Here is a 23,864-nt window from a genome sequence, read left to right on the forward strand (position 1 = left end):
TCTCGGAGATGTTTATAAGAGACATATGTATTTTTTAGAAAAAATAGTGAAGCATATGCACAAATTTTTCAAATTGATATAATTTTCTGTTCATGTTTTAATCATAATGTTTATTTTTATATAGTCAGTTTTTATAAAAATAGTTGACTGGTGAAAGATTGCACTTAAAAAACTTTTGGGAATAAGTGCTCGTTATTTTGGGAATTGTTATCCTAATACTATGTCTGATAAAATGAGTTTACCTTTTGATAAAGAACATATTGAGCCAATAGAATTACGTTCTGCTTTACAAGAGCGTTATTTGGCTTATGCGCTTTCTACCATTACACATCGTGCATTACCTGATGTACGTGATGGGTTGAAACCTGTACATCGACGTATTATCCATGCGATGCGTTTACTCAAGCTTAATCCTAGACAATCCTATGCTAAATGTGCACGGATTGTCGGTGATGTAATGGGAAAGTTTCATCCTCATGGTGATGCATCTATTTATGATGCGTTAGTGCGCTTGGCTCAAGGTTTTGCTGTTCGTTATCCATTGATTGATGGACAGGGAAATTTTGGTAATATTGACGGTGATAATGCTGCTGCTATGCGTTATACGGAAGCACGCATGACTGAAGTGGCTGCGTTATTGCTTGAGGGAATTAATGAAAACGCTATTGATTTTCGCTTAACCTATAATGAAGAAGATGAAGAACCTATTGTGTTGCCTGGAGCTTTTCCGAATCTTTTAGCGAATGGCTCATCAGGTATTGCTGTTGGTATGGCAACGTCTATTCCACCGCATAATGTTGCTGAATTGTGTGATGCTGCACTACATTTGATTGCTCATCCCGATGCAAACGATGAAGAATTAAATCAGTTTGTGCTGGGTCCTGATTTTCCAACAGGAGGTATTTTAGTTGAGCCTAAAAAGAGTATTGAGGAATCTTATCGTGTAGGGCGCGGATTCTTTCGGTTACGTTCGCGTTGGCATCAAGAGGCTGGTAGCCGTGGTTCTTATGTAATTATTGTGACTGAAATTCCCTATCAAGTTCAAAAGTCACGTCTTATTGAAAAAACAGCAGAGTTACTGCTTGCACGGCGGTTACCAATGCTTGAAGATATTCGTGATGAATCAGCAGAAGATATACGCATTGTGCTGGTTCCTAAAAATCGTACAGTTGATCCTGAACTCCTCATGGAATCCTTGTTTAAATTGACTGATTTTGAAATAAAGTTTCCTCTGAATCTTAATGTTTTATCCTTAGGAAAAGTACCAAATGTTCTTTCTTTGCGTGAAAGTTTGCAGCAGTGGCTTGAACATCGTCAAGAGGTACTTATTCGTCGTTCTACTTATCGTCTCGATGAAATTGAGTGCAAGTTAGAAATTCTGCATGGGTATCTTATTGCATATCTGAATCTTGATGAGGTGATTCAGATTATTCGTGAAGAAGAGGAACCGAAAAAGCAACTGATTGTACGTTTTGGATTAACAGAAAATCAAGCTGAAGCTATTCTTAATATGCGGTTGCGTTCTTTACGTAAGCTTGAAGAATTGGAAATTCGCAAAGAATTTGATGCTCTAGAAGTTGAAAAAGCAGAGCTGCAAAATTTATTAAATTCCAACGCAAAGCAATGGAAGATGATTTCGCAAGAAATAATAAAAGTTCGCAAAATTTTTGGTTCAGAAACTCCTCTGGGAAAAAGACGTACGACATTTGAAAATGCACCGAGGTATGATGTTAATGAAATTCATCAGGCGATGATTGAAAAAGAGCCAGTAACTATTGTGCTTTCTGAAAAAGGTTGGATGCGTGCTTTAAAAGGTCATTTGAGTGATTATAAAACGCTTTCTTTTAAAGAGGGAGATTGCTTAAAATTAGCATTTCCAGCATTCACTACAGATAAAATTGTTATGATCAGTACAGATGGAAGGTTTTTTACTATTAGTGCAAATATTTTGCCTGGAGGTCGAGGGCATGGTGAACCAGTCCGTATTTTAATTGATATGGATGACGAGCACGATATTCTTACAGCTTTTGTGCACAACGCGCAGGAAAAACGGCTTTTGGTTTCATCTTATGGCAATGGCTTTATTGTTCCTGAAAACGAGATCATTTCTAATACGCGAAAAGGAAAGCAAGTTATGAATGTGAAATTTCCTGATAAGGTAAAGCTTTGCATTTTGGTCGAGGGTGATTATGTTGCGCTGGTTGGAGAAAATCGCAAAATGCTTATTTTTGCTATTAAAGAAATACCACAAATGAATCGTGGTAAGGGGGTACGTTTGCAACGGTATAAAGATGGTAGTACTGTTTGCGATGCTAAAACTTTCAATTTGTCAGAAGGTTTAAGTTGGCAAGACACAGCGGAACGTAATTTTAATCGCCAAATCGATGAACTTACTGAATGGATAGGCGCTCGTTCTGGGGTTGGACGGTTAGTTCCAAAAGGATTCCCAAAATCAGGAAAATTTACCAATTAATACAGCATAGAATCTCTCAATTAAAATTACAAAAGTATAAAAAATAATATATTTAGTTTAGCTCCATTAGAATCTTATAAAGAGATTCTTTAGACTTTTTTATTGTATTGCATAAATAAGCGTCCACGCTCTGCCCACAAGACAAGAAATATGGCAATGAGACTTAAGAAGAAAAAACCTGCTGAATTAGGAATTGTTGTTTCATCAAATTGTTGTGCAATAAAAAAAGCAAGACCTGTGCCAATAGAGCTTTGAAGAAAGCTAGATATGGAAGATGCAGTCCCAGCAATTTTTCCGACAGGCTCAAGAGCGAGTGTATTGAAATTAGCCATCATCCCACCACATGCAAACATGAGTGTACAGTATAGTAACATGTAAAAAGAAAAGGACACAACACCGCCTGCTAAAATTGAACTAACAAACCAGACACATGAAATAATACAAAATAGCAAAAGCATACTATGAGCGATACGTCGCATTCCAAGACGTCCAACGAATAGAGAGTTCAAGAGGGACGCCATAATTTCAAACCCAGCGCTAACTGCAAAAGCAACAGGAAACCAAAATCCTAAATTATAGATTCCTTCATAAATTTGTTGCGATGTATTAATGGATATAAAAATACAGCTTAAGATGATAGAAGCAGCAAGTGTATAACAAAGACTAGTGCGATTAGTTATAACAATCCCAAAGTTACTTCTAATAGAGCAAAAAGAAAGAGAGCGCTGTGTGTAAAGAGTTTCAGGTAGGCGTAGATAAATCCAAATCATGAGCCCAAAACCAATAAGAGCCATAAATATGAAAATAAATTGCCAATGTCCAAATAACAAAATGATTTGTCCTGTTGCTGGTCCAACCATTGGTGCAATGAGAAAAACCATCATGACTATGGATATGACTTCTGCCATTTTTCGACCTTCGTAGAGGTCGCGTATGATAGAAATTGTGAGCACACGCATAGCTGCTCCTCCAGTGCCCTGTAAAGCACGTAGAACCAATAATGTAGGTAAATTTGATACAAACGCACAGAGAATTGCTGAAAACGCATAAAAAGCAAGACCAATAAGGACGAGTTTACGGCGTCCATAACGATCACTTATGGGACCAAAAAATATTTGCGTAACACTGTAGCTGATAAGATAACAAGAAATAATATAATGCTGATAATTTTCATTAACAATATGCAAGTTATTTAAAATATCGGGCATAGCTGGTAACATAATATCAATAGCTATGGAGTTAATTGTCATGAGTGCTGCAAGGAGAATAACAAATTCCTTATACCCAATCTTTTTTTTGATAGCATCTATGTGTTTTCGTTCATCGATTGAATATAACATACGCCCCCTTAAGAAATAAAAAATTTCATTGAAAAAATATTTTACAAAATTTTGAAATAAATCAAAGTTTATTTATGATATATTATAGGGAATATTTTTTTCTTCTAGAAGTTTTTGTAATTCTTTATTTTGAAACATTTCTTTAACAATATCACAACCACCAACAAATTCTCCTTTAATATAAAGTTGTGGAATTGTTGGCCAATTTGAGTACTCTTTTATGGCTTGACGTAATTCATTTGAGGTAAGGATATTAATTCCTTTATAATTTAATCCTAAATACTCAAGAATTTGAACAACTTGCCCAGAAAATCCACACTGTGGAGAGCTGGGGGTGCCTTTCATGAATAAAACGACATTGTTTGCTTTAATTTCTTCATCAATAAAATCACGAGTTGTAGTCATTTTTATTCCTTAATATTGCGCATTTTAAAGGGATATATTCATATTAGCATTAATTTTTCTAATCGCGTATTTATAGAATGAATGCAAGAAGAAATTTTAAACTCATTGAGGAACGCTTGTTTGAAGTGCTAAAGCATGCAGCAAATTTCCCATATTACCTTGAAGGGCATCATAAACCATTCTGTGTTGCTGAACACGGTTTTTTCCTCGAAAACTTTCTGAAATAACTTCTGCAGCGTAATGCTCACCATCTCCCGCAAGGTCATGAATTATCACTTTTGCATCAGGGATATTTTCACGAATAAGGATTTCAATTTCATGAGCACTCATTGCCATGGTCATTCTCCAGTGTTTGTTTACTATACTCGTGAGAATAGTATATAGCCAAATAAAAGTGAATCATTATTTATTTTCATCCATAAATTCTGGAAACCAGCTTTCATAAGCTTGTGTGAGTTTAGATATCGAGAGATTAAACATGCCTTTTATATCAAGTGCGTTACCTTCAACTATACCAAATTTTGTTATGGAAACTTCATGTATTCTTGCTAAATCTTCAAGGTTATTGAGTGCATTGGGCTTAATAGCTAAAATGTAACGCCCTTGATCTTCACCAAAAAGCTCGGCATGACAGGGTGATTTATTACTTAATTCTGCTCTGATTCCTTTTCTTGCTTTAATCACCATTTCTGCAAGCGCAATCGCTAATCCTCCATCAGAAATGTCATGAGCAGCATGAACAAAACCACGATGAATAACATCTCGAACAAATTTCCCATGCTTTTTTTCAAGTTGCAAATCTACATGAGGTGGTGCACCTGCATCAATATTTAAAATGTCACGTGCATAAATCGACTGTCCCAAATGTGAACCGCAAGAACCAATCAAAACAATAATATCTTCATTTTGCATACCACTGATTGTGGCTCTTTTTGACCAATCTTCTAAAAGACCAACACCTGCTATTGTCGGCGTAGGAAGAATTGCTTCTCCATTGGTTTCATTATAAAGGGAGACATTACCTGAAACGATAGGGAAATCGAGGATTCTACAAGCTTCACCTATACCTTTAATGGCGAGAACCAATTGTCCCATAATTTCAGGTTTTTCAGGGTTACCAAAATTAAGATTATCTGTCGCTGCTAGTGGTGTTGCGCCTGTGGTACTAATGTTGCGCCAACATTCTGCAACAGCTTGTTTTCCTCCTTCATAAGGATCAGCTTCACAATAGCGAGGCGTTACATCAGAAGAAAAAGCAAGGGCACGTTCATCTTTATTGTTGACACGAATGACTCCTGCATCACCTCCAGGACCAACAAGACTATTTCCTTGTATAAGCGTATCATATTGTTCATAAACCCATCTGCGTGAACTTTGATTTGCCGAGTTCAACAATGTAAGGAGTACGTCGGAAAGATTTTCAACTTTTTTGAATGCTTCTGCTTTAAGGATAGGTTTTTTGGTAGGCTCTATCCAAGGGCGATCATAAACAGGCGCTTCATTTCCGAGCTCTTTGATTGGGAGATTGACGACTTCTTCTCCTTGATGCAACACACGAAAACGTAAATCATCTGTTGTTTTTCCAATAACGGAAAAGTGAAGACCCCACTTATGAAAAATTGCAGATGCTTGTTGTTCTAATTCTGGTTTCAGCACCATGAGCATACGTTCTTGACTTTCAGAAAGCATCATTTCATAGGCTGTCATTTTTTCTTCACGAACAGGAACTTTATCGAGATTAAGTTTTATTCCTAGATTGCCTTTTGCACCCATTTCAACAGCAGAGGATGTTAATCCTGCTGCGCCCATATCTTGAATAGCAATAACAGCTCCAAGTTCCATAAGTTCTAAACAAGCTTCGAGAAGGCATTTTTCAGTAAAAGGGTCACCGACTTGAACGGTTGGGCGTTTTTCACTCATTGAATCATCAAATTCGGTAGAAGCCATTGTTGCTCCACCAACACCATCACGTCCTGTTTTGGCTCCGAGATAAACAACAGGAAGTCCTACCCCTTGCGCTTTAGAATAAAAAATAGAGTCTGTTTTTGCAATACCAGCTGCAAAAGCATTAACAAGGATATTACCATTATAACGTTCGTCAAAATTTACTTCTCCACCAATAGTGGGAACGCCAAAAGAATTGCTGTAACCACCGATTCCAGAAACAACACCAGAAACAAGATGGCGTGTTCGGGGATGATGAGGTGCTCCAAACCGCAATGCATTCATAACTGCGACGGGACGAGCACCCATTGTAAAGACATCACGCAAAATACCACCAACACCTGTTGCAGCACCTTGGTAAGGTTCAATGTAAGAAGGGTGGTTATGGCTTTCCATTTTGAAAACTACGCATTGTCCTTTACCAATATCAACAACACCGGCATTTTCACCAGGACCTTGAATGACATATTTGCCTTGTGTTGGTAAAGTTTTAAGCCACTTTTTAGATGACTTGTAAGAACAATGTTCATTCCACATTGCAGAAAAAATTCCAAGTTCAGTAAATGTCGGCTCTCTACCAATCAAGGTGAGAATACGTTGATATTCATCGTTTTTTAGACCATGTTGTGCAATTAGTTCTGAGGTAATGGTGATGTTATTGCAAGGTTTCATGAGTATTTTGTTCCGTCAAATTAATTGAAATTGAGCTTTTGATTATTTTAAACCTCACCAACTCAGATCATAAGTGATTGTGTTATTTGATAATGAAATCATTTATAAACTATAAGCTGAAATTTTGGTCGTTTGCCTATGGCTTCAGAGACTAGAAATGGTTTTTAAATAAATTTTTGTTTGTTAAAGCAATAATATTCATTATCATTCGTTGTTGTCCGTAAAAAGCTTGGTTAATAAATTTATTATGTATAATGTGAAAGCTTATATGATGAGAATTTAGCTAATACAAAATCTCTTTTTTATAATTATCCATTTGTTAATTCTAAAACACTTTGGAAAAGTAAGCGACCGTCAGTACCGCCATGTGCAGGTTCAATAAAATTTTCAGGATGAGGCATCATACCAAGAATATTACCAGCTTTATTGACAATACCAGCAATATTATTAATCGAACCGTTAGGGTTTGTGTTTTCTGCATAGCGGAAAATAACTTGTTCATTATCTTCTATCTGCTTTAACGTTTCACCATCAACGAAATAATTTCCATCATGGTGAGCAACAGGACAACGAATAATTTGTCCTTTAGAATAATACCGAGAAAATTTTGTATTGGCATTTATTACTTCAAGTTTTATTTCACGACAAACAAACTTTAATGAAGCATTACGCATTAAAGCACCTGGTAATAACCCAGCTTCCAATAAAATTTGAAATCCATTACATATACCTATTATGGTAACACCTTTTTGTGCTTTTTCACGAACAGCTTGCAAGACTGGTGTCCGTGCACCAATAGCGCCACATCTTAAATAGTCACCGTAAGAGAAACCACCAGGAATAACAATAACATCTACGTCTGGAATCGTTGTATCTGTTTGCCAAATCTTAACTGGTTCAACTCCTGTTATGTGAAATAATGCTGCAACCATATCCTGATCGCGATTTAATCCAGGTAATTGAATGATAGCAGTTTTCATAGAGATATCCGCTTAAAGAAGTTCTATAGTGTAATTTTCAATGACAGTATTCGCAAGTAGTTCTTTACACATCTGCTCAAGCTTTTGCGTTGCAGTGTTAGCAGGCATATCATCAAGATTAATATCAAAAACTTTTCCTTGGCGGATAGAGTGAATATCTGTAAAAGCCAAACTCTTTAAAGCACCGGCAATCGCTTCTCCTTGTGGATCAAGGACGCTGCTTTTTAAAGTAACTATAATGCGTGCTTTCATTCTTTACTTCCTATTGTCAAAAAGGATCTCTTCTTTGAAGAAAAATACTTACATATAAAAGAGCGAGAATATTACAATCACCTTGTTTTATTTTACTAAAACAGGACCGCTTTGTCGTGTAGGCTCGTTTTCATTGATGATACCAAGGCGTTTTGCAACCTCTTGATAGGCATTAATGAGTCCTCCCATATCACGACGAAAACGATCTTTATCCATTTTTTCTTGTGTTTGCATATCCCATAATCGGGCAGAATCAGGCGAAATTTCATCAGCAAGAATAACGCGCATTGTTTCATTTTCCCATAAGCGACCAAATTCCATTTTAAAATCAATTAATTGAATATTAACACCTGCAAAAAGCCCAGAGAGAAAGTCATTAATACGAATTGAAAGCTGCATAATATCTTCTATTTCTTGTGGGGCTGCCCATCCAAAAGCAGTGATATGTTCTTCAGTTACCATTGGGTCATCAAGAGAGTCATTTTTATAATAAAATTCAACAATGGGTTGCGAAAGAGCCGTTCCTTCTGCCAACCCCAAACGTTTAGAAAGAGATCCAGCAGCAACGTTACGAACAACAACTTCCAGAGGAATAATTTCAACTGCTTTAATAAGTTGTTCACGCATATTTATACGCTTGATAAAGTGTGTTGGGATGCCCAAACGACTAAGATGACTAAAAATGTGTTCTGAAATACGGTTATTTAAAACTCCTTTGCCGTCAATAATCTCATGTTTTTTTGCATTAAAGGCAGTTGCGTCATCTTTAAAAAACTGAATATAGGTTCCTGGTTCAGGTCCTTCATATAAAATTTTAGCCTTGCCTTCATAAATACGGTGACGACGATTCATTATGATTCTCTATTTATTTGAGGGATCTTAAACAGTATTGATGAGCAATACTATCCTAATTGACAAAAATTCTCAATGATTGCTACAATTTTTATTATCTGGATTTTATTAAAAGGAAAAAAACACATAGGTAAAATGAGGAAGGTAGGTCAAAGTTTTGCAAGAAAGTGGGCAAGAACCATAAGCCCTTCAGGCCAAGGCCCATGCCCAGATTCTACATTGATATGACCAGACTGTCCAGCATCAACAAAGAGTGCTCCCCAATCATTGGCAAGTTTTTCTGCTACGGGAAATGGGCAAAACTCATCGTTACGACTGGCTACGACCACAGAAGGAAAAGGCAATTTTTCGCTGTGGTATGGGCCAAATGTCTTTAAATGCTGTGGACGTATTTTTTCATTGGCTACGTCTGGAGGAGCAACAAAAAAAGCACCACGAATTTTTTTTGCATTCTGTGATGTTGCATGAATAGCTGTGGGAACTCCTAATGAATGAGCAATAATTACAACAGGTTTTTGGGCTTGTGCAATGGCAATTTTAACCTTATTAACCCATTCTTCACAAACAGGTTTTGACCAATGGGTTTGTTTAACGCGGTGAGCTGTAGACAATTTTTGTTCCCAGCGTGTTTGCCAATGGTCAGAACCAGACCCTTTATAGCCAGGTACAATAAGAATATCGAGTTGATTGACTTTCATAAATTGCTTCCTGCATTATTATCCAAAGACGCGTTTAAAAATAGTGTCGATATGTTTTGTGTGGTAAGAAAGGTCAAATTTTTCGCGAAGCTCTGATTCACTTAAAGCTTTTGTTACATCTTTGTCGTTAAGCAGTTCTTCTAAAAAATCCTTCCCTTGTTCCCAAACCTTCATCGCATTTCGTTGGACAATTTGATAAGAATCTTCACGACTTATTCCAGCTTGTGTAAGCGCCAGAAGTACCCGTTGTGAATGAACAAGACCGCGAAATTTATTGAGATTCTTTTGCATATTGTCTGGATAAACAATGAGATTTTCAATTACGGATGTCAGACGAGCAAGAGCAAAATCAAGTGTAATGGTGGCATCAGGACCAATGTAACGTTCAACAGATGAGTGAGAAATATCACGTTCATGCCAAAGTGCTACATTTTCCATAGCAGGTATTGTGAATGCACGCACCATACGCGCTAGTCCAGTTAAATTTTCTGTTAAAACTGGATTACGTTTGTGAGGCATAGCGGATGATCCTTTTTGCCCAGGTGAAAAATGCTCTTCTGCTTCAAGAACTTCTGTGCGCTGTAAATGGCGAATTTCTATAGCTAGTCTTTCAATAGATGAAGCAATAACACCAAGTGTAGCAAAAAACATGGCGTGACGATCACGTGGTATAACTTGGGTAGAAACAGGTTCAGCACGCATTCCCAATGCTTTTGCTACATATTCTTCAACACGTGGATCGATATTAGCAAAAGTTCCGACAGCTCCTGAAATTGCGCAAGTAGAAATCTCTTCACGTGCTGCAAGAAGACGTTTGCGACAGCGGGAAAATTCAGCATATGCAAGAGCAAATTTAACTCCAAATGTTGTTGGCTCAGCATGAATACCGTGACTTCGTCCAATAGTGATTGTCTCTTTATATTCAATTGCGCGTTTTTTTAATGCTTGAAGAAGGTATTCTATATCTTTTAGCAAAATATCACTGGCACGCATTAATTGAATATTAAGCGTTGTATCTAGAATGTCTGACGATGTCATACCTTGGTGTACAAAGCGAGCTTCTGAGCCAATAAATTCAGCTAAGTGCGTTAAAAATGCTATAACATCATGTTTGGTGATTGCCTCAATTTCATTAATGCGATTTACATCAAATTTGGCGACTTTTCCTTTTTCCCAAATGATCTTTGCTGCTTCTTTTGGAATAATACCCAGTTGAGCGAGTGCATCACAGGCATGTGCTTCAATTTCAAACCAAATGCGATATTTCGTTTCTGGTGACCAAATTGCTACCATTTCAGAGCGAGAATAACGTTCTATCATAATTTTTCCTTATTGTGAGAGGGCTGCAGCTTGGCGCAATGCGTTAATACGTGTTTTGTAAAGTTCTTTGTTTCCATTTTTATAAATTGCAGAGCCTGCAACAAATACATTTGCACCAGCTTTTGCAGCTATTCCGATTGTATCAACAGTGATCCCACCATCAACTTCAAGATCAATAGGTCTATTAGCAATCATGCTTTTGACACGTTTAATTTTATCTTTCATTGCTGGAATGAAATTTTGTCCACCAAAACCAGGGTTAACAGTCATGATTAAAATGAGATCTAATTGATCAAGCACATATTCAAGTATATGTTCTGGTGTACTAGGATTAATTGACACCCCTGCTTTTTTTCCCATTGCTTTAATTGTTTGTAATGAACGATGAAGATGAGGGGTTGCTTCAGCATGAATGGTTATAATATCTGATCCCACTTTTGCAAAGGCTTCAAGATAGGGATCTACTGGCGCGATCATCAGATGAACATCAAATATTACTTTAGTTAGTGGACGTAATGCTTTAATGATATCGGGCCCGAAAGTGATATTAGGAACAAAGTGACCATCCATTATATCAAGATGCAGCCAGTCTACACCAGCATTAACACTATCCAAGACTTCTTGGCCAAGTTTAGAAAAATCAGAAGCCAAGAGTGAAGATGAAATGAGGTGAGAATGAGGCATTAAAATCTCCTTAGATGGTTCTTTTTAGCATGTAGTCTTGTATGTTAAAATATCATTTATGTTATGGTGCAAAAATAATGGGAATATATAATAGATTTTTTAATGGAAATGTTTTTTAAAAATTTAAAAGCTGTATAAGTGAAAGATATGTCAAATCATACAACACATTTAATGCCTAAACTTCAACATATTGTTGCTACTGCTTCTTCGCAAGAATATCGGGATACTATGAGTCATTTTGCAGGGGCTGTGCATGTTGTGACAACAAATGGTCTTAAGGGAAGGCGCGGGGTGACAGTGTCAGCTTGTTGTTCTTTATCAGATAACCCACCAATGCTTCTTGTTTGTCTTATGCGCCAGAACCCTAAAAATAAGTTATTTATGGAAAATGGAAATTTTTGTGTTAATAGCTTGGCAGGAAAACATCGTTCCATAGCAGATATTTTTTCTGGGCGCTGCAGTTTCACACAAACTGAACATTTTGATATAGCGCAGTGGGGGACTTTGCAAACTGGTGCCCCCAGTCTTTTAGACGCTTTAGCGTCACTTGATTGTCGCTTGGTTTGTTGGCACGAACATGCATCCCATTATGTTTTGATTGGTGAAGTTGTTGCAATAAATCGTAATCAAGAAAAAGATGCTTTGATCTATTTGAATCGTGAATATCATACTTTGCCATTATAAAGATTTTTGTTTTTATATTCAGCTCATTTTTTGCTAACGTGTTCAAGTTTTAGCCCAATATCTGCTGGATAAAGCTCTTTTATATGATCTTGAATGTTTATGTTTTTTTCTTTGTATACATTTATAGATGCTGCTGAAAAAGATATTTATAAAAGTGAGATAATAAAAATTATTACAAAAATAATAACATATTTTGCAAAAAAGTGGCTAGAAACCTTGAAACAGTGGCTTAAAATATATGTGTGTGTTGTTATAAAAAAGCATTTTACTCTTGTACTGGTCAATATTGCACAATATATAGACCGCACATACCATATGTGAAGGTTTTATGGCATGAGCAAACAGGTTGATGGTCAATATCGTCCTAGTGAAGATGAGCCTTTTATGAATGAGCGACAAAAGGCGTATTTTCGTGCTAAGTTAGTTTCTTGGAAAAATGATATATTGAAAGAAGCTCGTGAGACTTTAGAAAATTTGCAAGAAGATAATGTTGGGCAACCTGATTTAACTGATAGAGCGTCTTGCGAAACTAATCGTACCATCGAATTGCGTGCACGTGATCGCCAAAGAAAGCTCATTTCAAAGATAGACGCAGCTTTGGAGCGTATTGATAATGGGACTTATGGATTTTGTGAAGAAACGGGTGAGCCTATTAGTATAAAGCGTCTTGAGGCTCGACCGATTGCAGTTTTATCGCTAGAAGCACAAGAACGCCATGAACGGCAAGAGAAAGTTTATCGTGACGATTAAAAGCGATTTTAATGACGAAAAAATAAAGCTCTTGGTATGATAAATTCGCTATTTTATTTTTTGGGGACAGGAATAGATAAGGATGGTTCTTGTCGTCCTTCAATTTCGGCGGTAATTGCTGAATCTTCAAAACATTGTTTCATAAAAGACGTGGAAATATTATTGTATACATGCTCTATTTTTTTCGCAGGAAAAGATACTTTTTCTGTGAGCTCCTGATTTTGATTCACTTCTGCTCTTGCCAATTTGAATTGTGTGTCTTTTTTTTGTTTTTCAATACTTTTGTTTGTAATCTGTGCGTTCATAATATCAGATTCTATAACGATATCTGTTGATCCTCCGATAAGAATTAAATGCTCTGTATCATCGCGGCGTACCAAAATAAGATGACGTGTGCGATCGATAGCGATCGTATCACATATGGTTAATCGCCGTGGATGCTTTTTTTTGTTAGAGTTAAAACTTCCTGTATTTAAATGGCGTAAAAACATAATGATTACAGCAATGGCTACTATTACTATTATGAAGAGCACAAGATTTATGATTGTGTCTGCTGCGGATGTGCCTATTTGGCTTGATAACCAGACGTGCATGCTGCTTCTCCCCATTTTATAATGGAACTATTATTGTTCATTTATATAAGTTTATGAATATATCTTAAAAGGTTTATTTCTCGTGCAAAATATAATTCTTTTTAACATTGAGTGATTTCTATAAGACAGATATTATCATAGTGTATATTTTATAACAATAATTATGAAAGCAATTTGTGGCATAAAAAATGACCATAATTGAGATAAAGAGAGATGAATAAAGATTTTATAAATACTGAAAGATCACCGTCTGTTTTTGTGCGTTGGGGAGCTATGACTTTTGGTGTTGCTTTTATTATATGCTTTTTATTCATTGTGAGTATTTTAGGTTTTTTTTATCCGCACAGCTATTTTCAAAAAATTATGCTGATGTTTTTTTTAGCTTTAGCAGTTATAGGTGTTGCTGCACTAATTTTGATAGGGATGGGGGTTTTGAAATATGATGCAACACAGTTGCATGGAAACTTTGGCTTTAGTATTTTTGATAGTACCGATGATGCAATTATAGTATCTGATTTGTCAGGTTTTGTTTATTATTCTAATCAAAGTTATCGAAACATTCTTACCTATCGACCTGAATCTTCATGCTATGCAGTCATTTCTGATCTCCCAGGGGCTGGTGCACTTTTGTATCGTCTAAAAGTTGCTGCATGCAGTAATCTTGCAGCACAGGAAGAATTAAGAATAGAGCGGCCAATTTTTCTCCATTCTGTACAAAGCAATTCTGCTTGGTATAATATTTCTGTTCAACCAATAATAAAGCGGAGAAAAAAACTTTTATTTTGGCGTATTGCTGATATTTCACATCTACAAAAGTATCATGAAGTTTTTTTCTCACATCTTCAGGAATCTATTCATCACTTGACCAAGCTCCTGTTGGTTTTTTATCTGTTAATACACAAGGGATAATTCTGTACGCAAATGCAGTTTGTGCTAAATGGTTTTCAATTGATTTGGAAAATTTTGCCGTAGGCCAATATAATTTTGATCAGCTATTTGACAGCATTGAAGCTAATAACACGTGGAGTGATATTTGTTTGCAAAATCATAAACATCAAAGTTTAGGTTATTCTATACCTTATACTTTTTTGTTATGTTTAAACTCAGAAACTAGCAGAAAGAAAATTTTAAATTGTTTTATGTGTGCTTCTTCTTTCTCAAAGGATGAAGCTATCTATCGTATTGTGATGATGCCTCATCAGATAAAAAATGAAGAGAATGGTGATCAGTCAAAACTATCAAATTCATTAGTAACATATTTTGATGCAAGTCCTTTTGCAATAGCGCTGGTAGATCAAAAAGGACAATTGGTTCACGTAAATAGTGCTTTTTCATCGTTAATGGGATGCCGAGATCAAATTTTTAGTCTTTATGATGTTATATCTCACCGTGATCGTGCACAGTTAGAGCGTGCGTTTCAGAAAATCACGGCAAATAGAAATGATTCAGTTTCGATAGAAACAGTTTTAGAAAATAATGAAGAACGCCATTTGCGTCTCCATGTTATGTCTGTAACGTCATATCATGATGATACATTACAAGATTTAGTCATTATATCTGTTATAGAAATCACAGAGCAGAAAATGCTTGAAGATAAAGTGATGCAGAGTCAGAAAATGCAAGCAGTAGGGCAACTGGCAGGTGGTATTGCTCATGATTTTAATAATGTTTTAACAGCAATTTTGATGTCTTGTGACTTTCTTTTAAATACACATCGCAGTTCTGACCCAGCACATGCTGATCTTATCAACATTAAAAACAATGCTAATCGTGCGGCTGCACTTGTGCAGCAATTATTAGCTTTTTCTAGAAAACAAACGCTCGACCTGAGCAAGTTGATTTTACAGAGCTCTTATCAGATATTCGCAATCTTATTTTACCCCTTTTAGGCAATAATATTCAGTTAAAAATTGTCCATGGAAGAGATTTGTGGAGCGTTGAAGTCGATCAAGCATCTTTTCAGCGCGTTATTATGAATTTGGTTATTAATGCGCGTGATGCTATGTCACAGGGAGGTGTTGTCACAATTGCAACAAACAATATTACAAAGCAACAAAGTGCTGGGTTTGATCATGTTGGTTTTGCAATTGGTGAGTATGTGCAGCTAACTATTTCAGATACAGGAACTGGCATATCATCTGCTATACAAGAAAAAATATTTGAACCATTTTTTACCACAAAAGAAGTTGGAAAAGGGACGGGGCTTGGCTTATCAATGGTTTATGGAATTATTAAACAGACAGGTGGTTATATTTATTGTGATAGCCAAGAAGGAAAAGGAACAACATTTCATATTTTTCTCCCTCGTTATATTCCTGATGCTGGTAGTGAAATTTCTCAGCAGATTGAAAAAGTAGAAAAGCAGGAAAAAAATATAGATTTAACAGGGTTTGCAACTGTTTTATTGGTTGAAGATGAAGATGCTGTCAGAATGGGTGGGGTAAGAGCACTTCAAATGAGAGGGTACACTGTTTTAGAAGCTGCAAGCGGAATTGAAGCGCTTGCTGTTCTTAAGAAAAATAAGGGTGCAGTCGATATTATTGTTTCCGATGTGGTAATGCCAGAAATGGATGGACCAACTTTACTTAGAGAAGTACGTAAAAACTATCCCGATATTAAATTTATTTTTGTTTCTGGATACGCGAAAGATGCTTTTACTAAAAATCTTCCACAAGATGCTATTTTTGGTTTTTTATCTAAGCCATTTACACTCAAACAGTTAGCTTTAACTGTTAAAGAAACCCTTGCACAATAAAATAGAGAAATTATATATTTAAACCCTTAGAAAAAAAGTTAAAATATAAAGGTTCTCATGGTAATGTATAGAGTCAGTAAATTAAATAAGTAAAACTCATTTTTACATTCACAGTTTAAAAATTAAAAAATATTTCCATGTTTTGCACAAACAAATCCTGAAGGCAATGTAGATTCCAATTAAGTAAACAGCACTTTTATATAATTTAAACTGTAATAATTAATGATAAACTGAGGTGCAATATTGGAATACACTGATTAATGTTCTCAAAAAGAGAAAAGTTGTTGTTGTGCATCTGTCATATTTTGGGTTCCTTCGATGAAAGCTTTCAAGGCTTTTGGATAAAGTTCATGTTCAGCTTTCAGAACCCTCTGTGCTAAGCTATCAGCAGTATCACTGGGACATACTGGAACAGCTGCTTGGGCAAGAATTTTTCCTGCATCCATATCCTCTGTAACAAGATGAACAGTGCATCCAGTGACTTTAACACCTGCTTGTAAGACTCTTTCGTGAGTATTTAAACCTTTAAATGAAGGGAGAAGAGAAGGATGAATGTTTAAAATTTTTCCTTCGTAAAGTTTTACAAAATTTGATGAAATGAGGCGCATATAACCAGCAAGGCAGATAAGATCTGGTTGATATTGGGCTAAAATTGTAAAAATAGATTCTTCATGCGCTTCTTTAGTTGGATAATTTTTGCGGTCAATAATGTGAATAGGCAAATTATTGTTACGTGCTTTTTCAATGCCAGGCGCATGAGGTTTATCGCAAATGACTGCGACGATTTCGGCAGGGTATTCGCTTTGTTTGCTCGCTTTAGCGAGAGAAACCATGTTAGATCCATTACCAGAAATAAAAACAACAATTTGTTTTTTCATAAATGCAGTGTACCTTTACAGAAAATTCCTTTATCTTCACGTTTTGTTAAAACACCAAGCAAAGTAACGGCTTCTCCTTGCATTTCAAGTGCTTGTGTAATTTTTTCAACAGCATATTGCTCTACGATAATAATCATACCAATACCACAATTGAATGTTCGTAACATCTCTGTTTTTTCTATTTTTCCTTGTTTGGCAATCCATGAAAAGACTGATGGAACATTAATAGCAGAAAGATTAATTTCAGCGCAGAGAGAGGATGGAATTACGCGTGGAATATTTTCAGGAAAGCCTCCTCCTGTAATATGGGCAAGAGCTTTGATCCCTTCGTAATTTCGTATAGTGGATAAGAGTGATTTTACATAAATGCGTGTTGGTGTGAGTAGCGCTGTTCCAAGGCTCATTTGGGGATTAAAAGGGGCAAAATTATCCCATTTTAGATCACTTTGTTGAACGATTCGTCTAACGAGAGAAAATCCGTTAGAATGAATTCCAGATGAGCTAAGACCTAAAATAACATCACCTTCTGTAATGTTTTTTGAAGGTAATAATGAACTCCGCTCTGCTGCTCCTACAGCAAAGCCTGCTAAATCATAATCTCCTTTCGCATACATATCAGGCATTTCTGCAGTTTCTCCTCCAATAAGGGCTGCACCTGCTTGTTGGCATCCTGCTGCAATGCCAGAAACGATTGCAGCACCCTGTTCAGGGTTAAGCTTTCCAGTAGCAAAGTAATCGAGAAAAAAGAGTGGCTCAGCACCTTGTACGAGTAAATCATTAACGCACATGGCTACTAGGTCGATCCCAACAGTGTTATGAATACCGACTTCAATAGCAATTTTTAATTTTGTGCCTACGCCATCATTGGCAGCTACAAGAATAGGATCTTTGAATCCTGCTGCTTTTAAATCAAATAAGCCGCCAAAGCCTCCAATTTCTACGTCTGCACCTGCTCGTTTTGTGGAGCGGACATAAGGTTTAATTTTTTCTACCATGGCGTTTCCCATATCGATGTTCACACCAGCTTTTGCATAGGTAAGACCATTATCAGGGTTATTATTTATTAAATCTTGATTGCTCATGAGAACCTTCCTTAGGGAAAACCAGATTTTGATATTATGCAATGCCATGATAAAATTATCTCTGCAAGAGATATTGATATTTAGTATTTAAGAAATAAGTGACTTTGCTTGACCCGTGGTGAAGAAGTTTATAATCTTTTGTAGAAGAGTTTTGTTTGAGATATTTATGAATAAGATACCAGATAATCATGATAACTCTGCTTCGCAGGTAATGAAAAAGAAAATTCGTGAAAATAAGATTCATGGTCGTTATGCGGCTTATGTGCCTGCTTATGCTCAAGTGCCGTTACCAAACAATATGAAAAAACAAATTTTTTTCTGGCTTGGAACATTGCTTTTTTTCATTCTTTTTATGTTTCTCTTTGGGTCAGTTTTGCTGCCTTTTGTAGCAGGGATTGCATTGGCTTACTTTCTTAACCCTATTGTTCAATTGCTTGAAAAAGTTGGTATTCGTCGTGTTTTTGCTACTATCCTAATTACTTTATTTATTGTTATTATTTTTGTTGCTGCTTTAATCATTTTGATTCCCATTATCAGTTGGCAAATACAACAATTTATGAGTGATGGTTTGCCGATTTACGTTAGTCGTATTCAAACTTTTTTTGTTGAATATGATTTTGATTGGGTTAGGCGCTATTTTGGTAGTGATCCAAAAGAGTTACAAACTAATATTACAGGACTTTTAGGACAAAGCTCTGATTTTATTACGTCTCTTTTAAATTCACTTTTAAAATCAGGAAAATCTATAGTTAACGTTGTTAGTCTCTTCGTAGTAGCACCTGTGGTAGCGTTTTATATGCTATTGGATTGGCCACGTATGGTTGCAGCAATTGATTCGTGGATTCCGCGCAATCATCTTGAAACTGTTCGTGGTATTTTTCATGAAATGGACAGGGCAGTTGCTGGATTTATTCGCGGGCAGGGAACGTCATGTTTAATATTGGGAGGGTATTATGCTATTGGTTTGACTATTACAGGACTCAATTTTGGTCTTTTAATTGGTATGTTTATCGGCCTTATTAGCTTTATTCCTTATATTGGTACAATGAGTGGCTTTGTTTTGTCTGCTGGTGTCGCATGGGTTCAATTTTATCCAAATAATTGGGGTTATATCATTGTTGTTATAGCTATCCTTTTTATTGGTCAATTTATTGAGGGTTACATTCTTCAACCAAAGCTTGTAGGCTCTTCTGTAGGACTTCATCCAGTGTGGTTGATGTTTGCACTTTTTGCTTTTTCTTCATTATTTGGTTTCACAGGTATGCTTGTTGCTGTTCCTGCAGCGGCAGCTGTTGGTGTTTTGGTTCGTTTTGCTCTTCATACTTATCTGAATTCTCAAATGTATTTGCAAAGTGAAGATTCGGAGCCACAAAAATGAATGATCGTGAAAAGCAGTTGCCTTTAAACTTTTCTTATACGTCAGTTTTCCAATTTGATGACTTGGTAGTGACGGAAAGCAATCGTATGGCTTTTCAGCTTATTGATCATTGGCCAAATTGGGTTTTTCCTATTGCAATTTTGGTTGGAAAAGAAGGATCGGGAAAAACGCATTTTGCTAATATATGGGCACAAAAAACTCGTGCTTTAAATATTCATCGTAATGAAATTGATCAGGCTATTGCTGCGGCTTCTTTAGGCAGATCATTTTTAATTGAAGATATTGATGCGGGTGAAATCAGTGAAACGGGACTTTTTCACTTAATTAACAGTATTAAGCAAGCAAATCTTGATGCGCATCAGGCTACTTTATTGATAACTGCACGTACAGTGCCTTCTATGTGGAATTTAAAATTAAATGATCTAAAAAGTCGTCTGAATTCAGTTATGTTAGTTGCGATTGATCAGCCTGATGATGCGTTGTTAACAGCTATCGCTTTTAAACTTTTTTCTGATAGACAGATTATTGTTCATCCAAATACTATTTATTATCTTGTAAGTCGTTGTGAACGTTCTTTATTTTCGTTGAAGCGTGTTATTGATTCTGTTGATCAATTAGCATTACAAAGAAAAAGTAAAATAACACGTACTGTTATTGGTGAAGTTCTCAACATGCAAATTCAGTAAATATTGCTTTTTGTTTAATAGATAGTAGGACAGTAGAGTGTTCTGCTGGTATTTTTGTTTACAGAGAAAAATTTTGTTTATGTTATATTTTTTAAGGTGAAGGGTAGTTATTTTATTTGCTTCTTGTTTCACATAATAGTGTTTTTTCATCTTTTAAGATGAGCTTGATACGCTAAATTTTATACATTATTTAAATGTTTTAAAGATTTTCAATTTATAATGTTACACTGTTTTTATCATATATTACATGAACATCATAATGCATTTTAAATTGGTTTAGAAAAAAATATTTTTAAAGGCTGTAAAAAATTTTTATGGTTAAAGTGTAAAGATATTTTCTTTTGTCTGTTTAGATATTAGCTATTGTAAAAGAGCGTAAAATTTTTAAAATCAATGAGATTGATAGAGTGAAGAAGCAAAAAAATTCCCTATTTTTTATAATCGGGATTGAGGTTTGTATTTGTAGAGTGATATAGAATCTTATACCATTTTATAGCTTTTGTTATGCTTAAATCACTTTTTTCTAAAATGATTTTTATTGGATATTTTTTATATAATTATAGAATATTTCCTAAACAATGTGAACAATTGTGGAGTTTTATGCGAAAATGAGCTGCTCATCTTTGCGGATTAAATTTTTTTGTGGGTATTAATTTTTTATTCCGTTAATTTTCATCAATTAATGTATCATTGGGTAAAAAAAATCTAAAAAGGTTATTATTTGCCAAAAAATGAAACAAAATTAAAAAAAAGTGTGTTTTTTCCTTGCACTTTTGTTATGAAAATTTTAGGGAATGTGCATCAAATAAATACAAATGGCGGAGCGTAGCGCAGCTTGGTAGCGCACCTGATTTGGGATCAGGGGGTCGTAGGTTCAAATCCTATCGCTCCGACCATATTTTGTTCGATGCTAAGAAAGTGGCCCAATTGGGTGGTATGGTAGAGAGATTGTCACTCAAGCGTTGTATGGTCTAAAGGGAAAGACTATGGTTGCACGTATTTATAGTCCCGCAAAGACTGCTATGCAGTCAGGAAGGGGTAGCACTGGTTTTTGGTTGTTGCAGTATGAGCCAACACAAGCAAAAATGCTTGAGCCTCTTATGAAATATACGGCAACATCTGATATAAATAATCAGGTGAAAATTCGCTTTAATAAGAAGGAAGAAGCAATTGCTTTTGCAATCAAAAATTCTATTCCTTATCGTGTAGAAAAAACATATAAGCCGATTCGACGTGCTGTTTCTTATTCTGATAATTTTCGTAGTGATAGACAGCAATCTTGGACGCATTAGTAAGGGTGCTATTTTAAACGAGGAAAATGATCATTTGGTCCCGTAGCTCAGCTGGATAGAGCAACGGCCTTCTAAGCCGTGGGTCACAGGTTCGAATCCTGTCGGGATCGCCATTTTAGATAAAATCAATGATTTATAGAAAATTTTTATTCTATTGATTCTGTTAAATTATTTTCCATTTATTCCAGCTTTCCTTGTAATTTTTTGATTGGCTTTATTGCGAGCCGTTTTCTGTTAGCCATTTTAGTATAAGGAGATGTCATTTTATCTTCAGTCTATCAAAAAGAGCTTTTATTTGAGAAACTGTAGCGCCTGCATTTGCTGCGCGTGTTGCTGCTAATTTTTTCAACTCATGTGCTAACTTTTTAATGTCAGAGGCGTTACAAGCTTTACGAAAAAGATTTCCAAAGCTTTCTTTACTAAATTTTTTTCCATTTTTTCCGTAAATAAATGTTTCATCACCAATTGATTCTATTTTAAGATTTTTTACGAGTTCAGGTAAAATGGGTAGAAAGACATCCGTATAAAATTGGCTTTTTCCGCTTTTAAACGGATAATATTATCCGTTACATCTTTCCAGCCAATACGAACTGCATCACCACGTCGCAGTCCTTGTGTACAAAAGCACGTCAATTCAAATGCGTTCATGTGTACCACGTGCCCATGTGTCATAATAACTTTGTCGATATCCTCCTTTAACCATGGAATAAATCTTTCTGAGTTAAAAGATTTTGGTGTTTTTATATTAAAGGCAGGATTTCTATTCACGAGATCGTTATCAACTGCCCAATTAAAAAGACCATTTAAAGCATTTAAAAAATGTTTTGCAGCTGCTGGAATATTGCGCCTGCTGTCTACGGTATCAAGAATATGTTGTTTTTCTATACTTTTATAAGAGCGATCACCAATAAGCTTAGAAAAGTTATTTAGAATTCTATATTTAAATTTTTTTGTAAATTCTGATTGATTATGCCATTGCATGCTTTGTAAATATTGATGCAATAACCCATCGAAAGGCCCTTCTATAAGTCTGGTGCGCTTCATATTTTTTGAGGAACCATTTTGCGTTTTTTTGATTGCAAGCGTATAATTATCAATAAATTTTTGTGTTCTGTAGGTTCCTTCAATCCGAAACCGCGAACCGTGGCCGATGCGCACATACCTATAGTTTTACCATGACGAGTGCATTCGCGAATGAGATGAGGTGGACGACGTTTTGGCATGGCTAAACTTTATACCATCGACAGAGCGACAAGCTTTGTTGGAGCTGTATTCTTCTTGCTCATTTTCAAGTAGTGAAAAATCGTCAATACTATAAGTATTTTTCATAGTTTCTGGTGTTTTAATTTTATTAAGATGAATTAACAATTCACCAGTGGGTTTGGTTTCTGCAACCTTTGCGCTTTGCTTTTTAGCTTCTTTTTTGCTGGTATCTTATAGTACTTTATTGAATTCTCTATATAAAAAATTTTGATTACGCCTTCTGTGTTATATAAAAATTTCAAAATATTAAATTCATCATAAGATGGTTCATGATTCTAAGGCTTGATGCTTCACTATGACTACCAAACATATTATTTTACTTTGATTCATCATTAAAGTGTTGAAGATTACTATGAAAAGGATTTGTTTAAGTGAAAAGATGTCAAGTGATATCCATGATTTTTACGCAGTTAAAAGAGAAGTTTTTTCTTTTTTTATGATATTTTAAAGGTTCAATAACACCTTATATTGACGGGGAAAAGGTTAGAAAAAACTATTGTCAAAATTATTGAAGGCATTCCTTCTAAGGTTTATGCAAAATTTTTTATCGGAATGGGAGGTATTTTTTTAGGAAAAAATTGATTCCACTAGCAGAAATTATCAATGATCGCTTAAGGCCAATGTAGTAAATTTTTTCGGGTGTTACAGCACCATTATTAGCCATGTATGGATATGGTGAAGTTCCAGATCAGTAGCCGTGAAGGAGTTTCAACATCTCTCTCTGTAAGACCATCTACGTTAACTAATTTAGAGCGCGCTCTTCGGTTTTTATATCTGCAGCGGTTAGGTTTTAGTGGTAAGGTTGTTAATCGCGCGTTTTGCATTTCAACGGATCGTAGTGCACGGTTTAATTATTTTAAAATCGAAGCGTTATTGGAACTTA

The 23,864-nt window shown here is 35.7% G+C and carries 19 protein-coding genes, 2 tRNA genes and 4 pseudogenes; 10 read left to right on the forward strand and 15 right to left on the reverse strand.

What is annotated here, in order from left to right; genetic code table 11:
- Positions 1-220: 220 nt before the first annotated feature.
- Positions 221-2,473 (forward strand): DNA topoisomerase IV subunit A, encoded by a 2,253-nt coding sequence (parC, locus tag V5N67_RS06435; protein WP_332061073.1) that lies wholly within the window; start codon positions 221-223, stop codon positions 2,471-2,473.
- An 89-nt stretch (positions 2,474-2,562) separates the two neighbouring features.
- On the opposite strand, the gene V5N67_RS06440 is transcribed toward parC, so the two are convergent.
- The 10 genes from V5N67_RS06440 to rpe all read right to left on the reverse strand — a co-directional run bounded on the left by V5N67_RS06440 (position 2,563) and on the right by rpe (position 11,620).
- Positions 2,563-3,813: a multidrug effflux MFS transporter gene (locus V5N67_RS06440; protein WP_332061074.1), complete on the reverse strand. Its 1,251-nt coding sequence runs from the start codon at positions 3,811-3,813 to the stop codon at positions 2,563-2,565.
- 72 nt (positions 3,814-3,885) lie between these two features.
- Complete coding sequence (grxD, locus tag V5N67_RS06445) at positions 3,886-4,218, reverse strand: Grx4 family monothiol glutaredoxin (protein WP_332061075.1); 333 nt, start codon at positions 4,216-4,218, stop codon at positions 3,886-3,888.
- A gap of 102 nt (positions 4,219-4,320) precedes the next feature.
- Positions 4,321-4,554 (reverse strand): BolA/IbaG family iron-sulfur metabolism protein, encoded by a 234-nt coding sequence (locus V5N67_RS06450; protein ID WP_332061076.1) that lies wholly within the window; start codon positions 4,552-4,554, stop codon positions 4,321-4,323.
- Positions 4,555-4,620: 66 nt separating this feature from the next.
- Complete coding sequence (purL, locus tag V5N67_RS06455; protein WP_332061077.1) at positions 4,621-6,834, reverse strand: phosphoribosylformylglycinamidine synthase subunit PurL; 2,214 nt, start codon at positions 6,832-6,834, stop codon at positions 4,621-4,623.
- Between the two features lie 308 nt (positions 6,835-7,142).
- Positions 7,143-7,814, reverse strand: a complete 672-nt coding sequence (purQ, locus tag V5N67_RS06460; protein WP_332061078.1) for a phosphoribosylformylglycinamidine synthase subunit PurQ — start codon at positions 7,812-7,814, stop codon at positions 7,143-7,145.
- 12 nt (positions 7,815-7,826) lie between these two features.
- Entirely contained in the window at positions 7,827-8,066 is a 240-nt protein-coding gene (gene purS, locus V5N67_RS06465; RefSeq protein WP_332061079.1) for a phosphoribosylformylglycinamidine synthase subunit PurS, read from the reverse strand.
- Positions 8,067-8,153: 87 nt separating this feature from the next.
- A complete protein-coding gene (purC, locus tag V5N67_RS06470) occupies positions 8,154-8,918 on the reverse strand; it encodes a phosphoribosylaminoimidazolesuccinocarboxamide synthase (protein ID WP_332061080.1) in 765 nt (254 codons plus the stop codon).
- Between the two features lie 149 nt (positions 8,919-9,067).
- Positions 9,068-9,616, reverse strand: a complete 549-nt coding sequence (locus V5N67_RS06475; RefSeq protein ID WP_332061081.1) for an RBBP9/YdeN family alpha/beta hydrolase — start codon at positions 9,614-9,616, stop codon at positions 9,068-9,070.
- Positions 9,617-9,634: 18 nt separating this feature from the next.
- A complete protein-coding gene (gene purB, locus V5N67_RS06480) occupies positions 9,635-10,936 on the reverse strand; it encodes an adenylosuccinate lyase (RefSeq protein ID WP_332061082.1) in 1,302 nt (433 codons plus the stop codon).
- Between the two features lie 9 nt (positions 10,937-10,945).
- Positions 10,946-11,620: a ribulose-phosphate 3-epimerase gene (gene rpe, locus V5N67_RS06485; RefSeq protein WP_332061083.1), complete on the reverse strand. Its 675-nt coding sequence runs from the start codon at positions 11,618-11,620 to the stop codon at positions 10,946-10,948.
- Positions 11,621-11,767: 147 nt separating this feature from the next.
- Between rpe and V5N67_RS06490 the strand changes: the two genes are divergently transcribed.
- Together V5N67_RS06490 and dksA are read left to right on the forward strand one after the other, a co-directional pair.
- Positions 11,768-12,304 carry a flavin reductase family protein gene (locus V5N67_RS06490; RefSeq protein WP_332061084.1) on the forward strand — a complete coding sequence of 179 codons (537 nt, stop codon included), beginning with the start codon at positions 11,768-11,770 and terminating at the stop codon, positions 12,302-12,304.
- 333 nt (positions 12,305-12,637) lie between these two features.
- Complete coding sequence (gene dksA / locus V5N67_RS06495) at positions 12,638-13,054, forward strand: RNA polymerase-binding protein DksA (protein WP_332061085.1); 417 nt, start codon at positions 12,638-12,640, stop codon at positions 13,052-13,054.
- Positions 13,055-13,107: 53 nt separating this feature from the next.
- Here the strand turns inward: dksA and V5N67_RS06500 are convergent, their stop codons facing one another.
- Entirely contained in the window at positions 13,108-13,647 is a 540-nt protein-coding gene (locus tag V5N67_RS06500; RefSeq protein WP_332061086.1) for a hypothetical protein, read from the reverse strand.
- Positions 13,648-13,860: 213 nt separating this feature from the next.
- Here V5N67_RS06500 and V5N67_RS06505 point away from each other — a divergent pair.
- Positions 13,861-16,402, forward strand: a pseudogene (locus V5N67_RS06505) (ATP-binding protein).
- Positions 16,403-16,668: 266 nt separating this feature from the next.
- On the opposite strand, the gene purN reads toward V5N67_RS06505, so the two are convergent.
- Positions 16,669-17,280: a phosphoribosylglycinamide formyltransferase gene (purN, locus tag V5N67_RS06510; protein WP_332061087.1), complete on the reverse strand. Its 612-nt coding sequence runs from the start codon at positions 17,278-17,280 to the stop codon at positions 16,669-16,671.
- The gene (gene purM / locus V5N67_RS06515; RefSeq protein ID WP_332061088.1) at positions 17,277-18,362 is read right to left on the reverse strand and encodes a phosphoribosylformylglycinamidine cyclo-ligase; all 1,086 of its coding nucleotides are present in this window, start codon (positions 18,360-18,362) and stop codon (positions 17,277-17,279) included. Before purM ends, purN begins: the two co-directional genes overlap by 4 nt.
- 166 nt (positions 18,363-18,528) lie before the next feature.
- Between purM and V5N67_RS06520 the strand changes: the two genes are divergently transcribed.
- The 5 genes from V5N67_RS06520 to V5N67_RS06540 all read left to right on the forward strand — a co-directional run bounded on the left by V5N67_RS06520 (position 18,529) and on the right by V5N67_RS06540 (position 21,831).
- Positions 18,529-19,740: an AI-2E family transporter gene (locus V5N67_RS06520; protein ID WP_332061089.1), complete on the forward strand. Its 1,212-nt coding sequence runs from the start codon at positions 18,529-18,531 to the stop codon at positions 19,738-19,740.
- Positions 19,737-20,426, forward strand: coding sequence for a DnaA regulatory inactivator HdaA (gene hdaA, locus V5N67_RS06525; protein WP_332061090.1), 690 nt, complete (start codon positions 19,737-19,739; stop codon positions 20,424-20,426). Before V5N67_RS06520 ends, hdaA begins: the two co-directional genes overlap by 4 nt.
- A gap of 819 nt (positions 20,427-21,245) precedes the next feature.
- Positions 21,246-21,322, forward strand: a tRNA-Pro gene (locus V5N67_RS06530).
- A 90-nt stretch (positions 21,323-21,412) separates the two neighbouring features.
- A complete protein-coding gene (locus tag V5N67_RS06535) occupies positions 21,413-21,718 on the forward strand; it encodes an ETC complex I subunit (RefSeq protein ID WP_332061091.1) in 306 nt (101 codons plus the stop codon).
- 36 nt (positions 21,719-21,754) lie between these two features.
- Positions 21,755-21,831: transfer RNA gene (locus V5N67_RS06540), tRNA-Arg, on the forward strand.
- A gap of 66 nt (positions 21,832-21,897) precedes the next feature.
- Here the strand turns inward: V5N67_RS06540 and V5N67_RS06545 are convergent.
- A pseudogene (locus V5N67_RS06545) lies at positions 21,898-22,941 on the reverse strand (tyrosine-type recombinase/integrase).
- Positions 22,889-23,140, reverse strand: a pseudogene (locus V5N67_RS06550) (hypothetical protein); the annotation flags it as partial. The pseudogenes V5N67_RS06550 and V5N67_RS06545, both read right to left, overlap by 53 nt.
- A 516-nt stretch (positions 23,141-23,656) precedes the next feature.
- On the opposite strand from V5N67_RS06550, the pseudogene V5N67_RS06555 reads away from it, so the two are divergent.
- Positions 23,657-23,864, forward strand: a pseudogene (locus V5N67_RS06555) (DNA adenine methylase); the annotation flags it as partial.

This window comes from Bartonella rhinolophi, from assembly GCF_036576165.1.
Classification (GTDB): Bacteria; Pseudomonadota; Alphaproteobacteria; order Rhizobiales; family Rhizobiaceae; genus Bartonella.

What these genes read in the sequence shown, in the direction of transcription:
- purM (WP_332061088.1), bottom strand. Translation starts at nt 18,362, where the DNA reads ATGAGCAATCAAGATTTAATAAATAATAACCCTGATAATGGTCTTACC.
- purN (WP_332061087.1), bottom strand. Translation starts at nt 17,280, where the DNA reads ATGAAAAAACAAATTGTTGTTTTTATTTCTGGTAATGGATCTAACATG.
- V5N67_RS06450 (WP_332061076.1), bottom strand. Translation starts at nt 4,554, where the DNA reads ATGGCAATGAGTGCTCATGAAATTGAAATCCTTATTCGTGAAAATATC.
- V5N67_RS06535 (WP_332061091.1), top strand. Translation starts at nt 21,413, where the DNA reads ATGGTTGCACGTATTTATAGTCCCGCAAAGACTGCTATGCAGTCAGGA.
- purS (WP_332061079.1), bottom strand. Translation starts at nt 8,066, where the DNA reads ATGAAAGCACGCATTATAGTTACTTTAAAAAGCAGCGTCCTTGATCCA.
- purL (WP_332061077.1), bottom strand. Translation starts at nt 6,834, where the DNA reads ATGAAACCTTGCAATAACATCACCATTACCTCAGAACTAATTGCACAA.
- parC (WP_332061073.1), top strand. Translation starts at nt 221, where the DNA reads ATGTCTGATAAAATGAGTTTACCTTTTGATAAAGAACATATTGAGCCA.
- purQ (WP_332061078.1), bottom strand. Translation starts at nt 7,814, where the DNA reads ATGAAAACTGCTATCATTCAATTACCTGGATTAAATCGCGATCAGGAT.
- rpe (WP_332061083.1), bottom strand. Translation starts at nt 11,620, where the DNA reads ATGCCTCATTCTCACCTCATTTCATCTTCACTCTTGGCTTCTGATTTT.
- hdaA (WP_332061090.1), top strand. Translation starts at nt 19,737, where the DNA reads ATGAATGATCGTGAAAAGCAGTTGCCTTTAAACTTTTCTTATACGTCA.
- V5N67_RS06500 (WP_332061086.1), bottom strand. Translation starts at nt 13,647, where the DNA reads ATGCACGTCTGGTTATCAAGCCAAATAGGCACATCCGCAGCAGACACA.
- grxD (WP_332061075.1), bottom strand. Translation starts at nt 4,218, where the DNA reads ATGACTACAACTCGTGATTTTATTGATGAAGAAATTAAAGCAAACAAT.
- V5N67_RS06490 (WP_332061084.1), top strand. Translation starts at nt 11,768, where the DNA reads ATGTCAAATCATACAACACATTTAATGCCTAAACTTCAACATATTGTT.
- dksA (WP_332061085.1), top strand. Translation starts at nt 12,638, where the DNA reads ATGAGCAAACAGGTTGATGGTCAATATCGTCCTAGTGAAGATGAGCCT.
- V5N67_RS06440 (WP_332061074.1), bottom strand. Translation starts at nt 3,813, where the DNA reads ATGTTATATTCAATCGATGAACGAAAACACATAGATGCTATCAAAAAA.
- V5N67_RS06520 (WP_332061089.1), top strand. Translation starts at nt 18,529, where the DNA reads ATGAATAAGATACCAGATAATCATGATAACTCTGCTTCGCAGGTAATG.
- purB (WP_332061082.1), bottom strand. Translation starts at nt 10,936, where the DNA reads ATGATAGAACGTTATTCTCGCTCTGAAATGGTAGCAATTTGGTCACCA.
- purC (WP_332061080.1), bottom strand. Translation starts at nt 8,918, where the DNA reads ATGAATCGTCGTCACCGTATTTATGAAGGCAAGGCTAAAATTTTATAT.
- V5N67_RS06475 (WP_332061081.1), bottom strand. Translation starts at nt 9,616, where the DNA reads ATGAAAGTCAATCAACTCGATATTCTTATTGTACCTGGCTATAAAGGG.